A 14,207-nucleotide genomic window follows, 5' to 3' on the forward strand; every position below is an offset into this window, starting at 1 on the left:
TTCAGAGCTGGAGGTCGGAAAGGCCCGGATGCTCGTCCGGACGGACGCCCGACCGGTCCCAATGGAACAGCCGTTCCGCGCGCCCGATCGCGACGTCGTTGATCGAGGCATGGCGCTCCCGCATCAGGCCGTTTTCGTCGAACTCCCAGTTCTCGTTGCCGTAGGAGCGGTGCCACGCGCCTTCGGCATCGTGCCACTCATAGGCGAAGCGCACCGCGATGCGATTGTCGGTGAAGGCCCATAGTTCTTTGATCAGCCGGTATTCCTGCTCCTTCTCCCATTTGCCGGTGAGAAAAGCGACGATCTCGGACCGGCCCTTCAGAAAGTCGCTGCGGTTCCGCCAGACGCTGTCCACCGTATAGGCGAGCGAGACGCGTTCGGGATCGCGCGTGTTCCAGGCGTTTTCGGCCGCGCGCACCTTCTGGATCGCGGTCTCCCGCGTGAAGGGCGGAACGGGCGGGCGAGATTCCGACATGGAAGATCCTCTCGATGAACGGGCAGACGCGTCTTTACCGTTCGGTACAGACGCCGTCAATCGCCTATCGCGCCTGATCCGAGCAGGATTTTTGCTGATCGCTGATTGCCATGCAGCCGCACCTCGGGCTCATCATGCGCCTCGAACCGCTTCAGGGAGAGAGATAGCCATGACTATCCTCGGTCTCGATCACGTCCAACTCGCCATGCCGGCCGGTGGAGAGGACTCGGCCCGCGCCTTCTATCGCGACATTCTCGGCATTCCCGAGGTGGAGAAGCCGGCGCATCTCGCCGCTCGCGGCGGCTGCTGGTTCGAAAGCGGCGCCCTGAAGATCCATCTCGGCGTCGAGGCGGGCTTCTCTCCGGCCCGCAAGGCGCATCCGGCGCTGATCGTCGACGACCTTCCCCGGCTCGTCGCTGCGATGGAGACGGCCGGCCATCGCGTAATCGAGGACCAGCCGCTCGAGGGTTACGAGCGGCGCTATGCCGACGCGACCCCTTCGGCAACAGAATCGAGCTGATGCAGAAGGTCGGCTGACCGAGACGACAGCGGGCGACGATTGGGTGCCCGATCGGGGTCAGACAGACGCCTGCCGCCGATGGGCCGGCAGCCCGGAAATGGATGCCTCTCAGCGCTTCTGGGGCAGGTCGATCCCGGGAAACACCTTGATCACTGCGCTGTCGTCGAGTTGGCCATGGCCGGCGGCGCTGGCGGTGGCGAACATGGAATAGGCGGTCGTCGCCAGCGGCAGCGGAAACTTCAGAGCAAGGCCGGTTTCGGTGACGAGGCCGAGATCCTTGACGAAGATGTCGACCATCGAGGTCGGCGTATAGTCGCCGTCGACGACGTGCCGCATGCGGTTTTCGAACATCCACGAATTGCCGGCGGCATGGGTGACGACGTCGTACATGGTTTCGAGCGGGATGCCGGCCTTTGCGGCGAGCGCCATCGCCTCCGCGCCGGCGGCGATGTGGACGCCGGCAAGGAGCTGATGGATGATCTTTACGGTCGCGCCGTCGCCGATCGTCTCGGAGATCCGATAGACCGTCGCCGCCACGGCATCCAGCACCGGCTGCAGCGCGTCGAAGGTCGCCGTCGGGCCGGCCGCCATCACCGTCATCTCGCCGGACCCGGCCTTCGCCGGTCCGCCGGAGACCGGCGCGTCGAGCATCGGATGGCCGCGGGCGGCGAGATCGGCGCCGAGCGCCTTTGCGTCGGCGACGGAGATCGTCGCGGACATCATCACCGGCGCCCCCGGCGTCAGTTCTTCAAGGATTCCGCCCTCGCCGAGCAGTGCCGCGCGGGCCTGCTGGGCATTGACGGTGAGGACCAGCGCCGCTTCGACGGGGGCGTTCAGTTCGGCTCCGGTGGACGCACCTTCCGCGCCGCCGGCCTCGACCAGCGCCTGCCAGGCCGTCTCGCGCGGGTCGACACCCGCGACCGCGTGTCCCGCGGCAATCAGCGACTTCTCCGCCCCCATGCCCATCGAGCCGAGACCGATCACCGCGACGCGCATGGCTTCACCTTTCTCTGCATGATGCCGGATCGCGAGACGGCTGTATCCCGCGCCCGAACCGTTGGCGGCTCAACGGCTTCGTGCCCGCCGACCGAAGGCGCCGGGCACTTTTCCGCCTCGTCTCACTCCTTCACGGCGCCGGTCATCGACGAGACGTAGTAGTCGACGAAGAAGGAGTAGAGGATCACCACCGGCAGCGAGCCGAGCAGCGCCCCGGACATCAGGGCCCCCCATTCGTAGATGTCGCCCCGCACGAGTTCGGTGAGGACGCCGACCGGGACGGTCTTGTTCTCCGAGGAGGAGATGAAGGTCAGCGCGTAGATGAACTCGTTCCAGGACAGGGTGAAGGCGAAGATGCCGGCCGAGATCAGGCCCGGCACCGCCAGGGGCAGCACGACCTTGGTCAGGATCTGCCAGCGCGTCGCCCCGTCGACCAGCGCGGATTCCTCGAGCTCGAAGGGGATCGTACGGAAATAGCCCATCAGGAGCCAGGTGCAGAACGGGATGAGGAAGGTCGGATAGGTCAGGATCAGCGCCAGGCGCGAATCGAAGATGCCGACCTGGAAGACGATGAAGGCGAGCGGGATGAACAGGATCGAGGGCGGTACGAGATAGGCCAGGAAGATCAGGAGCCCGGTCACCCGCGCACCGGTGAAGCGGATGCGCTCGATCGCATAGGCGGCGAAGACGGAGGCCGCGAGCGAAATCGCCGTCGAGGCCACCGCCACGAGCATCGTGTTCCACAGCCAGCCCGGATAGGAGGTCTCGAACAACAGGAACCGGATGTGCTCCAGCGTCGGCTGTACCACCCAGAACGGGCTGTAGTCCGTGTAATTGGTTAGCTGGTGGTCGGGCTTAACGGCAGTGATCGCCATCCAGTAGAAGGGAAACAACAGGACGAAGACGAACACGGCCAGCGGCAGATAGACGGTGATAATGCGCCGCGGCAGCGTCTTGAACTGGTCCATCCCCTCCGAATGGTCCTCGACGACGGGGCGGCGGGCGGCGGTTTGCTGGCTCATGATCGTCTCCTGAAGGTCCGCACGCTCAATCGTTCCCACCCTGCTGCCATTTGCGCCGCTGCAGCCCGAAGAACGAGAACAGGATCGCCGCGAGCAGGAAGGGGATCATGGCGACGGCGATCGCCGCGCCCTCGCCCAGCTGGCCGCCGGGAATCGCCCGCTGGAAGGAGAGCGTCGCCATCAGATGCGTCGCGTTCACCGGGCCGCCGCGCGTCAGAACGTAGATCAGCTGGAAGTCGGTGAAGGTGAAAAGCACCGAGAAGGTCATCACCACCGCGATGATCGGCGTGAGCAGCGGCAGCGTCACCTTGGTGAAGCGCTGCCAGGAGGTCGCGCCGTCGAGGGCGGCCGCTTCGTTCAGCGACTGCGGGATGGTCTGCAGGCCCGCGAGCAGCGAGATCGCGACGAAGGGAATGCCGCGCCAGACATTGGCGGCGATCACCGAGGCCCGGGCGGTGTTGGGATCGCCGAGGAAGTTGATCGGCTGGTCGATCCAACCCCACTGCATCAGGACCCAGGAAATGATCGAGAACTGCGAATCGTAGATCCACCAGAAGGCCAGCGCCGAGAGCACCGTCGGAACCACCCAGGGCAGGAGGATGATCGCCCGGAAGAAGTTCTTGAACGGAAGATGCTCGTTGAGGATCAGCGCCAGCCACAGGCCGAGGACGAATTTCAGGACCGAGGCGACGAAGGTGTAGAGGATGGTGTTGTAGACGGCGAGCCAGAAGACCGGGTCGTCGAACAGCCATATATAGTTTTCAAGGCCGATGAAGACGCCGCTCCGGCCGATCGTCGTGTCGGTGAAGCCGAGCCAGACGCCGAGCCCGAGCGGATAGGTGAGGAAGCAGAGGAGAAACGCCGCCGCCGGCAGCATGAACAAAAAGCCGAGCCCGTTGCGGCTTTCGACGAAGCGCTGCATGAGGCCCGGACGGGCGCCCGCACCGCCGCGGCCCCGTGAAGTCGTGTCGATCGTCGCCATGCCTCTTCGCTCCTTCGCGATGAAATCCATGCGGTTGCCATCTTAGCGGCCGTCTCGTCCCGAGCCCGATCCGATGGGTGAGCCGGCGGCCTGCAAGGGCGAGGCTCGCGCCTCGCCCTCATCCGTACGAACAGGTCCGCCCCTCCCATCAGCCCCCTTGCCCCGCCGCAGCCGGCAAGCGGGCCGGCGCGGCAGGGACGAGGCGCTGGGAGGATGCCTTTCGTTCAGCGATAGTAGCGCGCGATCCGGCGATGCGCGTTCTTGATCGCCTCGTCGGCCGAGCGCTGGCCGGTGACCGCCTCGGCGAACATGTCGACGAGGACGTAGTCGGCCATCACGCCCGCCGAGGCCGGTCCGAGCGGGCCGGCCCAGCCGTTCGGCCGCAGGCTCGCGGACGCCCGCGAATAGGGCTCGTGGATCGGGTTCGACGTCCAGACCGGATTGTCGGCGAACGCCTTCAGCGGCTGGCAGCAATAGGCGCTCGCGCCTTCCAGCCAGGCGTTGAACTTCTCCGGCTGGAACATGAAGGCGATGTAGGCCTTGGCCGCTTCCGGATATTTGGTGTGCTTGAAGATGTTGAGCGTCGAGGTCTGGTGCAGTTCGACCGACTTGCCCACGGGGCCGACAGGCAGATTGGTGGTGCGGATGTCCTCGGCGATCTCGGCCATCGCCGGATCCTTCTTCGCCGCGTAGTAGAGCGAAACGCCGTTGGCCGTCAGCGAGATTTGCCCGGCGAGGAAGGCACGGTTGTTGTTGATATCGAGCCAGCTCTCGGTGCCCGGAATGAAGGTCGCGTAGAGCTTCTTGGCATAGTCGATCGCGGCCCGCGTCTCCGGGCTGTCGATCGCCGGTTTGCCGTTCTCGTCAACCGTCATGCCGCCGTGGCTCCACAGGAGCCAGTGCGCGTAGTTGTTGCCGTCGCCGACGGCCTTGCCGTGCGGGAAGCCGGCGGGCGTACCCTTGTCCTTCATCGCCTTGCACAGCTCGAGAAAGCCGTCGGTCTCCTGCGGGAACTCGGAGAATCCGGCTGCCTTCACATGGCTGTCGCGATAGCAGACGGCGTTGCCGATGGCGCAGAGCGGCACGGCGATGAACTTGTCGCCCTGCGTCGCATAGCCCCTGAGGCCGTCGTACCAGCCGCCATTCGCCTCCCCGAGGCCATTGGCGAGATCGGTGACGTCGACGAGCTTGTCAGGATACTGGAACGGGTCGTCGAACCAGCTCATCACCATGTCGGGACCCGATCCGACATTCGCCGCGACGGCCGCCTTCGGACGCACGTCCTCCCAGCTTTCCTGATCGATCTGCACGGGAACGCCGGTCGCCTCGGTGAACGCCTTGGTATTGGCGTTCCAGGCCGCCTCTTCGCCGCCGACGAACGGCACCCAGCGCAGAAGCCGAAGCGATGCGCCCTTTTCCGGGGTGAAGGTCGGCATCGTGCCCTGCGCGAAGGCGCCGCGGCTGCCCGCGAATCCGCCAAGCGCCGCGCCGGCCACGAGGCCCGCCGTGCCCTGCAATAAGGTTCTGCGATCGATGGTCATGAAATCTCCTCCTCTTTGATAGCGGGATCCTCCGCCCGGGCCGCCTCGGACAGCGGCTCCCGCGCCCGCTGTCGTCGTCGTCGACCCATCGCCCGGACCAGCGCCCAGAGGGCTTGCCGGTCTCGGCAGATCTTTTCGCAGCCCCTCCCCGGGCTCCGGACGGCCTTAATCAGGCTGACAAGCGTTCGCCTCCCTTGGCGTCGAAGATGTGGATCGCCCCAGGATCGAAGGAGACCTTCAACTCCTCGCCAGGGCCCGCCGCGATCCGCTCCCGAAACACGCAGGTCACCTCGCTGGCGCCGAGCTTGGCGACGACATGCGTCTCCGAGCCGGTCGGCTCCACGACTTCGATCAGCAGAGGAATGTCGCCGCCGAGCCGGACCGCCTCCGGCCGCACGCCGTAGACGAGCTCGCGGCCGGGCTCCGCCCGTCCGGGCGCACTCACAGGCAGACGCACGCCGTCGCCGGTGACAAACACCGTGCGGTCCGACGCATCGAGCTTGCCGGTCAGCATGTTCATGGCCGGCGAGCCGATGAAACCGGCGACGAACAGGTTGTTCGGCCGGTCGTATAGATCGAGCGGCGCACCGACCTGCTCGACGATCCCGTCATGCATGACGACGATCTTGTCGGCCATGGTCATCGCCTCGATCTGGTCGTGCGTGACATAGACCGTGGTTGTCTTAAGCCGCTGGTGGAGGTTCTTCATCTCGGTCCGCATCGAGACTCGGAGCTTGGCGTCGAGATTCGACAGAGGCTCGTCGAACAGGAAGACCTGGGGTTCGCGGACGATCGCCCGGCCCATCGCGACGCGCTGGCGCTGGCCGCCGGAAAGCTGGCGCGGGTAGCGGTCGAGGAGATGCGACAGGCCGAGGATCTCGGCCGCCGGCCGGACCCTCTCCGCGATCTCCGCCTTCGAGACCCCCTTCAGCTTGAGCGAAAAGCCCATGTTCTCCGCCACCGTGATGTGCGGATAGAGCGCGTAGTTCTGGAATACCATGGCGATGTCGCGCTCTTTCGGCGGCAGCGCGTTCACGACCCTGTCGCCGATCAGGATTTCGCCACCGGAGACGTGCTCGAGCCCCGCCAACATCCTCAACAGCGTCGACTTCCCGCAACCGGACGGTCCGACCAGAACGACGAACTGTCCCTCGTCGATGTCGATCGATACGCCGTGCAGGACCTCCACCGATCCGAACGCCTTGCGGACGCCGCGGAACGCCACCGATGCCATATGTTTCCCCGCCTTAATGTATTCGTTGGCGGGCATAGTGGCCGGGAAAGCGGTCGGGCGCAACCGGTCTCGACCGGCGCCAGGCCGCAGCGCCGCCTTGTTTCACCAACATCAAGCGATCCGTGGCAAACGCGCCTGTCTCGCCGTTTGCGGCGAACTGGCCTGTATACGCTGGGATTTCCGGATCGCGGCGCGGCACACTGCGGACCGATCCGAGCGCACGGCTTTGAATCCTTCCTGGAATTGTTCTAAAGGATTAGCGACGAACAGGTCAGGGCGGCATCGGCCGCCAGAGGATTCTTCATGCGTCTCACCCGACAGACCAATTATGCGATCCGGATCCTGATGTACTGCGCCGCCAATGGCGACCGCCTCAGCCGTATCCGCGAAATCGCGGCCGCCTATGCAGCGTCCGAACTCTTCCTGTTCAAGATTCTCCAGCCGCTCGTCGAAGTCGGCATGGTCGAGACGCTCCGCGGCCGCAATGGCGGCATCCGCCTGGCCAAGCCTGCCGAGACGATCACGCTCAAGGACGTCGTGCAGGCGACCGAGGAGAGCTTCGCCCTCGCCGAATGCTTCGAGACCGGTGCCGTCGACTGCCCGCTTATCGACAATTGCGGGTTGAACGCCGCTTTGCGCGAAGCGCTGGACGCCTTCATGAACGCGCTCGGCCAATATTCGATCGCCGATCTCGTGGCCGACAGCGGTTTCATGCGCCGCCGCCTGGGGCTGACCGGTGTCGAGACTGCTCCCGCGACGGTGAACTAAGCCGCGCCCACACCCGCGCAACTATCAGCCACGGCCCGCATCGGCCAAAGCTTCGCTTGGAGCCTATCGGAGAGCCCCCGGGGGCCACAGGCTTTCATCTGTTGGGCGAGTGACCCCGCCGGTTCGGCCCCGCGCCGACTGCCCGAACCGTCACGACCAGCCGGGCGACCTTTTCATCCGTTCGCCGGCGTCGGCTTCTTCGAGATCGGCCATGGCAGGAAGGACGACGCTGCGTCATCCAATAAGGCGCGCCGGGTTACCGCCACCTCGCTCCATGATCAGCCAAATTTACTGTCTGTCATTAAACCGAAATGCCGCGGATCTCCTCAACACTTTCGCAGAAGTTGCTGAGTCTATTCATTTGATGTGTTTCAGTATTTAACGATTTATCAGAGATATCCTTATTAAACATGGGCTAGTGGTCCGGAGCGCGATTAAATCAGATGAGATGATTTATTCGCCTGACTGATGGTCTCGTCCGCGGCTCGCCGCGATCGGTTCGGTCAATCTTCCCGCGATCGGCTGTCGTTGCGGGCCCGTTCATCGCGTGACAGCGGCGCGTTTTCCGCTTGGTGGAGGTTGGGAATGGCTATGCTGAACTTCGGAACCGGTTCGAACAGCGACGCCGTGCTAAAGGCACTGTCGCGATCGCTCGGAATCATCGAGTTCAAGCCGGACGGCACTGTGCTGACGGCGAACGAGAACTTCTTGTCGGCGATCGGCTACACCGAAGCCGAGATCGTTGGCCGGCATCACTCGATCTTCGTCGAGCCCGGCTATGCCCGGAGCGGCGACTATCGCGAGTTCTGGGCCAAGCTGGCGCGCGGCGAATTCGACGCCCAGCAGTACAAGCGGATCGCCAAGGGCGGCCGCGAGATCTGGATCGAGGCATCCTACAATCCGGTCATGAAGGGCGGCAAGGTGGTCAAGGTCGTCAAGGTCGCCACCGACATCACGGCGGTCAAGTTGGCCTCGGCGGAAAACGCCGGCAAGCTCGACGCGATCTCCCGGGCGCAGGCCATGATCGAGTTCGCACTCGACGGAACGATCCTGACGGCGAACGAGAATTTCTGCAAGGCGATGGGCTATTCGCTCGACGAGATCAGGGGCCGCAAGCATGCGATGTTCGTCGAGCCCGCCTATGGGCAGAGCCCCGAATATCGGGAGCTGTGGGCGAAGGTCGGCCGCGGCGAGTTCGTCAGCGACGAGTTCAAGCGGATCGGCAAGGGCGGCAGGGAGGTCTTCATCCAAGCGTCCTACAACCCGATCTTCGATGCCGACGGCAAGGTCGTGAAGGTGGTGAAGTTCGCCAGTGACGTTACCGGCCGTGTCAACGCAGTGAACACCATCGCGACAGCTCTCGGGCGGCTCGCGAATGGCGACCTCAAGCAGCGGATTGACGAGCCGTTCATTCCAAGTCTCGACAAGCTGCGTCTCGACCTCAACGCCTCACTCGTCGTCCTGCAGGACGCGATCTCCCAGGTTGGCGAGACCGCGCAGACGATCAAGATGGCGACCGACGAGATCCGGATCGCTTCCGACGACCTCGCCCGCCGCACAGAGCAACAGGCCGCCTCCGTGGAGGAGACCTCCGCAGCGCTCGGCGAGCTGACCGAGACCGTGAGAAATTCCTCGACGCGGGCCGAAGAGGCCGGCGCGCTGGTCGGGAAAACCAAGACCGAAGCCGAAAAGTCCGGCACTGTGGTCGAACGGGCCGTCGCCGCCATGGGCGAGATCGAGGGGTCTTCAAACCAGATCTCGCAGATCATCGGCGTCATCGACGAGATCGCCTTCCAGACCAATCTCTTGGCGCTCAATGCGGGCGTGGAGGCCGCCAGGGCCGGCGAGGCCGGCAAGGGCTTTGCCGTGGTCGCGCAGGAAGTCCGGGCACTGGCCCAGCGCTCGGCCGAGGCGGCCAAGGAGATTAAGGGCCTGATCCAGAAGTCGAGCGCTCAGGTCGAACAGGGTGTCGCGCTGGTCGGAGAAACCGGCAGGGCGCTTCAGACCATCGTCGCCGAGGTTCAGGCGATCGACGAAAACGTCAGGGCGATCGTTCAGGCGGCACGCGGCCAGGCTATCGGGCTCGCCGAGATCAACAAGGCGGTGGGCTCGATCGACGAGGGCACCCAGCAGAACGCGACCATGGTCGAGGAATCGACGGCCGCCTGTCACAACCTTGCCGGCCAGACCGAGGAGCTGAACATTCTGCTGGCGAAGTTCGACATCGCCAACGATGCCGGCCGCAAAGGGCGGACGGCCGAGGCGAAGCAGTCGACCAGCGGCCACTCGCATGTCCGCAGCATCAGGAGCGCTAGCCGCAGCACCTTCGCAACACGCGGCAACACTGCCCTCAAGCAGGATGACTGGCAGGATTTCTAGCCAGCCGGAAGGGGCGCAGGGCGGGTCCCCGCGCCCCATTCACGAGGCGCGTACGTTGTCGCTTCGAGCGACTGCATCATCCCGCAGACCTCGCCCAAGAGGCAGTGCGCGACGTGCCACGTGCCGCCGGCCAGCCGGCCCAGGCGGACATCGAGGATCCGCTGCCATCGTACCGCTTGATCGCACTGCGACATCGGGCTCAAACCGCGACGGCTATGACAGATCAGCGGCAGCATTCCCTCACTGCAGAGTGCTCAGCTTTCCACCGTCACGTGCCGCCGGAGCCTAAGCATAACGCTACTGCCGATCGAGAACTGCTTCGACAGTCTTACCAGACATCCACGGACGGGCCGTCTCCGAGGAGCTTCCCTTCCGGTCACCGGCCGGCCTGGTGCAACTTATCTGCTGCTCAACTTGTCCATGAGGCACTGTGACGCAATACTGTCAGTGAAAATGTCCATCCTGCGTGTCGATTTTCACATTTGTTGATGAAAGCATGTGCACGCTCGTCTATTCATAAGGAACCACGCTGCCGATGCGGCGATTTAAGAGCCTTCGCCGGCGGTACGCGGTAGAGGAACACTCGCTTGACGAATGCCCTGATCCGAAAGCTCCAGAAATTCGCGGAGCTCACGGACGACGAGAAGACTGCCCTGCAGGTACTGGCTCTGGGCACCCGCCATGTCGGCAGCCGGCAAGATCTCCTGAGCGAAGGCGTCCGCCCCCGCACCGTGCTCGTCATCCTCGAAGGCTTTGCCTGCAGATACAAGCTTCTGTCGGTTGGCAAGCGGCAGATCACCGACTTCCTTCTGCCGGGCGACACGTCCGATCTCGATGTGGCGTTGATCGGTGCTCTCGACCACAGCGTGGCGACCATCTCGCCCTGCAGCATCCTCGAACTGTCGACCGCCGCGGTCGACGAGTTGGCAACGCATCATCCCCGGATCGTCGACGCGATGCGGCGCATGGGGCTGATGGAAAAGGCGATCCTGCGCGAGCGCATCGTCGGCATGGGCTTACGCTCGGCTGATCGCCAACTGGCTCATCTTCTGTGCGAACTGCTCATAAGGCTGCAGGCGGTCGGGCATGCGGGATCGAACAGCTACCGCCTGCCGCTGCGTCAGCAGGACATCGGCGACACGCTCGGGATCTCGCTCGTCCATGCGAACAGGATGCTGCAGCAATTGCGGGACGAAGGTCTAATCGGGCTCGACGGCCGGCAGCTCGTGATCCACAACGTCACCGCCCTGATGGAGCGTGCGGAGTTCAAGCGGGAATACCTGGAACTTACCTAGAGGCGGCCATCCAGGCGGCCGCACTGCGATCGAGCCAAGAGCACGCCGGTGCCCTGGCGGACGGACACGCGGCGAACCTCGCCCTCGGTCCGCTCCCTTCCCATCAAAGAGCGTGCACCTTCGCTGCGCGACGCTCGCCATATGTTGGCCGAAGCCGGCTGCAGAAGGCGGCAACCTCTCCCGCCGGGATCGGGCGGCTGAAGTGATAGCCCTGCCCCAGAAGGCAGCCAGCCGCGCGCAGGGCTTCTTCCTGTGCACCGGTTTCGATCCCCTCGGCGACGGTCTCCAATCCCAGCTCGTGTCCCATGTTGAGCATCGCCCGGACGATCGCGGCGTCCTTCGGACTGGTCAGGAAGTCGCGGATGAAGCCGCGGTCGATCTTCAGCGTCGTCAGCGGGAAGTTCTGCAGCGTGCTCAGCGACGCATAGCCGGTGCCGAAGTCGTCGAAGGCGATATGAACGCCGGAGCGCATCAGCTCGTCGATCGTCGCCAGGGCGGCATCGTCATTGTGCAGGGCGATGGTTTCCGTCACCTCGAGTTCCAGCGCGCTGGCCTCAAGGCCGTTGCGCACCAGCGCATCGCGAACCTGCCGCGTCAGCGTGCCGGCGCGATACTGCGCGGAGAACAAGTTGACGGCGACCCTGAAGTGTCCGATCCCTGCCCTTCGCCAATTCGCCAGTTGACGGCACGCCTCGTCCAGGATCCACCAGCCTAGCGGGAGCGTCACGGCCATCGGCTCCAATGCCGGCAGGAAGGCGCCGGGCAGCAGCAACCCGCGCTGCGGGTGGCGCCAGCGCAGGAGCGCCTCCATCCCATGGACCCGCCCGTCGGCGAGGGTGATCTGCGGCTGGTAGTGGAGCTCGAATTCGCCGCGCTCGACGGCGCGCCGCAATTCCGACTGCAGGCTGCGCCGCGCGAGCGCCACGCTCCGCATCGTCGGCTGAAAGCTGCACGCTGTCCGTCCGCCCGCCTGCTTGGCCTGATGAAGCGCGATGTCGGCGCTGGCGATCAGTTCCTCCGCCTCGGAGCCGCCGAGCGGCGTGGACGCGATCCCCAGGCTGATCCCCACGCGGAAGGCCATCCCGTCGAGTTCGAACGGACGATCCATCGTCGAAATGATCGTTTGCCCGAGCGCTTCGAGTTGTTCCGGATCGACGATGTCCGGCAAGAGTAACGCAAAGTCGTCGCCGGAAAAGCGGCTGACCGTCGCGCCGGCCGGCGCATCCGCCCGAAGCCGCAGCGCCACCGCCTGCAGCAGGCTGTCGCCGACGCTTTGTCCGAGACCGTCGTTGACCGAACGGAAATCATCGAGATCGATGAGGACGACACTCGCCGCAGTCCCGCGCTCGAGAAGCCCCGTCAGCCGGTCCTCCAGGTCGCGTCTGTTCGAGAGGCCAGTGAGGTCGTCGGTATGGGCAAGATGCAGCAGACGCGCATCGCGCTCGCGGCGGGCGGAAATGTCGCGCATGATCGCGCCGATGCCGAGGCCGCCGCCTTCGTCGGTCCACGCCGACATGGAGAGTTCGAGCGGAAACTCGCTGCCGTCGGCCCGCAGACCCGGCACCTCGATGGTCTTACCGACCAGCTTCAGCGTCTCGCCGGCCGCCGCCCGAGCCATGCCTGCCCGATGGGCGCTGCGCATGCGGTCGGGAATGAGCATTTCGAGCGAGCGCCCCAGCATCTGGTTCTGCTCATAGCCGAAGAGGCAAAGCGCCGCACGATTGACGAACTCGATCCGGCCCCTGACGTCCACCGCGATCATCCCGGCGTCCGAGGCATCGGCAAAGCCGATGGCCGCCGCCCGGACGATTTCGCTGCGGCGCAATTCCATCTGTTCCATCGCCAGTGCGGCGAGATCGGCCAGCAGGCGGCGATGAGCGTCGCTGAAGCCCTCGCGCGGCTGGCGGTCGGCGATGCAAACTGCACCAATCGCGTGCCCGCCGGCAGCGATCAGCGGCGCTCCGGCATAGAACCTGACCCTTGGATCGTCCCTCACCAGCGGATTGTCGGCAAAGCGGGAGTCGCACAGCGTATCGGGAACGACGAGGACCCCGGACTCGCGGATGGTGTGGGCGCAAAAGGAGATCGAGCGCGGTGTCGCCTCGACATCGAGGCCGACCCGTGCCTTGACCCATTGGCGGCGCTTGTCGAGCACGGAGATCAGCGCGATCGGAGCGTCGAACACATCGGCGGCCAGGCGTGCGATCCGATCGAAACGCGGCTCCGGGGGCGTGTCCATCAGCCGATATGTGGCGAGACACTGAAGGCGCTCCCGCTCCCCCACGGCGCCGGTCAACGGTTCCGATCCGATCTGCATGCCATCCACTGCAACCCTGCAACGAAGTCCTGCAAAAGGTCTAGCGATGGAATGTTATCAAAGGTTAAAGTGGATGCGCCTGCATCGTCGCGGGCCCGAGGCGCGAACGCATCGGTCGCTTTCGCGGACAACGGGGAGCGAGCATGGCGCGGGCCATCGGCGCAGGCGCCAGCCTGCGGCTGTCATGCCGCTTCCGCACTCACCGGCAGCGGCCTAAATCCGAGTGCGATCTTGTGAACCCGCCAGAAGTTCTGCCAGTGACGCCAGCAGCTTCGTTTCATCCACCGGCTTGGCCAGAAGCATCGATCTCGGATATCGCGTCGACGTCTCCAGCCGGGACCCGTGACCACTGCAGAAGAGAAAAGGCACTCCCATTTCCTGCAGACGGTCGGCGACCGGATAGACCTCCCTGCCGCGCAGATTAATATCCAGGACGGCGGCGGACCATGGCTGATCCAGCGCCTTCAAGGCGGCTTCCAGCGTCAGCACATGCGTCACGAACGCGCCTGCCGTCTCCAATTCGTAGATCATCTCCATGCCGATCAGCACCTCGTCCTCGACGAGAAGGATGTGTCGGCCGGCGAGTTGGTCGGGTATCTGCATCGCGATCAGGGTACGGCACTGCTGACGGTTGCTCGGCCGCGCCACCATCGGCACGGTCAGCCACACATATAATTT

General features: G+C 64.8%; 11 protein-coding genes and 1 pseudogene. 4 read left to right on the forward strand and 8 right to left on the reverse strand.

Annotation, left to right across the window (positions count from 1 at the left end; genetic code table 11):
• Window position 1: 1 nt before the first annotated feature.
• Window positions 2-475 carry a nuclear transport factor 2 family protein gene (locus tag LH400_RS08930; protein WP_229152327.1) on the reverse strand — a complete coding sequence of 158 codons (474 nt, stop codon included), beginning with the start codon at window positions 473-475 and terminating at the stop codon, window positions 2-4.
• 169 nt (window positions 476-644) lie between these two features.
• On the opposite strand from LH400_RS08930, the pseudogene LH400_RS08935 reads away from it, so the two are divergent.
• Window positions 645-1,012, forward strand: a pseudogene (locus tag LH400_RS08935) (VOC family protein).
• A 91-nt stretch (window positions 1,013-1,103) separates the two neighbouring features.
• Here LH400_RS08935 and ltnD read toward each other — a convergent pair.
• The 5 genes from ltnD to LH400_RS08960 form a co-directional block, all read right to left on the reverse strand.
• Window positions 1,104-1,991: an L-threonate dehydrogenase gene (ltnD, locus tag LH400_RS08940; protein ID WP_229152328.1), complete on the reverse strand. Its 888-nt coding sequence runs from the start codon at window positions 1,989-1,991 to the stop codon at window positions 1,104-1,106.
• 122 nt (window positions 1,992-2,113) lie between these two features.
• Complete coding sequence (locus LH400_RS08945) at window positions 2,114-3,013, reverse strand: carbohydrate ABC transporter permease (protein WP_370638360.1); 900 nt, start codon at window positions 3,011-3,013, stop codon at window positions 2,114-2,116.
• Between the two features lie 25 nt (window positions 3,014-3,038).
• Window positions 3,039-3,935: a carbohydrate ABC transporter permease gene (locus LH400_RS08950; RefSeq protein WP_229152429.1), complete on the reverse strand. Its 897-nt coding sequence runs from the start codon at window positions 3,933-3,935 to the stop codon at window positions 3,039-3,041.
• 284 nt (window positions 3,936-4,219) lie between these two features.
• Window positions 4,220-5,536: an ABC transporter substrate-binding protein gene (locus tag LH400_RS08955; protein WP_229152329.1), complete on the reverse strand. Its 1,317-nt coding sequence runs from the start codon at window positions 5,534-5,536 to the stop codon at window positions 4,220-4,222.
• A gap of 169 nt (window positions 5,537-5,705) precedes the next feature.
• Entirely contained in the window at window positions 5,706-6,770 is a 1,065-nt protein-coding gene (locus LH400_RS08960; protein ID WP_229152330.1) for an ABC transporter ATP-binding protein, read from the reverse strand.
• Window positions 6,771-7,073: 303 nt separating this feature from the next.
• On the opposite strand from LH400_RS08960, the gene rirA reads away from it, so the two are divergent.
• The 3 genes from rirA to LH400_RS08975 all read left to right on the forward strand — a co-directional run bounded on the left by rirA (window position 7,074) and on the right by LH400_RS08975 (window position 11,212).
• Window positions 7,074-7,538: an iron-responsive transcriptional regulator RirA gene (gene rirA, locus LH400_RS08965; RefSeq protein ID WP_229152331.1), complete on the forward strand. Its 465-nt coding sequence runs from the start codon at window positions 7,074-7,076 to the stop codon at window positions 7,536-7,538.
• A 591-nt stretch (window positions 7,539-8,129) separates the two neighbouring features.
• The gene (locus LH400_RS08970; protein WP_229152430.1) at window positions 8,130-9,917 is read left to right on the forward strand and encodes a methyl-accepting chemotaxis protein; all 1,788 of its coding nucleotides are present in this window, start codon (window positions 8,130-8,132) and stop codon (window positions 9,915-9,917) included.
• Window positions 9,918-10,504: 587 nt separating this feature from the next.
• Window positions 10,505-11,212: a Crp/Fnr family transcriptional regulator gene (locus LH400_RS08975; protein ID WP_229152332.1), complete on the forward strand. Its 708-nt coding sequence runs from the start codon at window positions 10,505-10,507 to the stop codon at window positions 11,210-11,212.
• A gap of 103 nt (window positions 11,213-11,315) precedes the next feature.
• On the opposite strand, the gene LH400_RS08980 is transcribed toward LH400_RS08975, so the two are convergent.
• Both LH400_RS08980 and LH400_RS08985 read right to left on the reverse strand, forming a co-directional pair.
• Window positions 11,316-13,529, reverse strand: a complete 2,214-nt coding sequence (locus LH400_RS08980; RefSeq protein WP_229152333.1) for a putative bifunctional diguanylate cyclase/phosphodiesterase — start codon at window positions 13,527-13,529, stop codon at window positions 11,316-11,318.
• Between the two features lie 213 nt (window positions 13,530-13,742).
• Window positions 13,743-14,198, reverse strand: coding sequence for a response regulator (locus LH400_RS08985; protein ID WP_229152334.1), 456 nt, complete (start codon window positions 14,196-14,198; stop codon window positions 13,743-13,745).
• Between the last annotated feature and the right edge of the window lie 9 nt (window positions 14,199-14,207).

Source organism: Jiella soli (assembly GCF_020615385.1).
In the GTDB taxonomy this organism is placed as follows: Bacteria; Pseudomonadota; Alphaproteobacteria; order Rhizobiales; family Rhizobiaceae; genus VKMB-3413.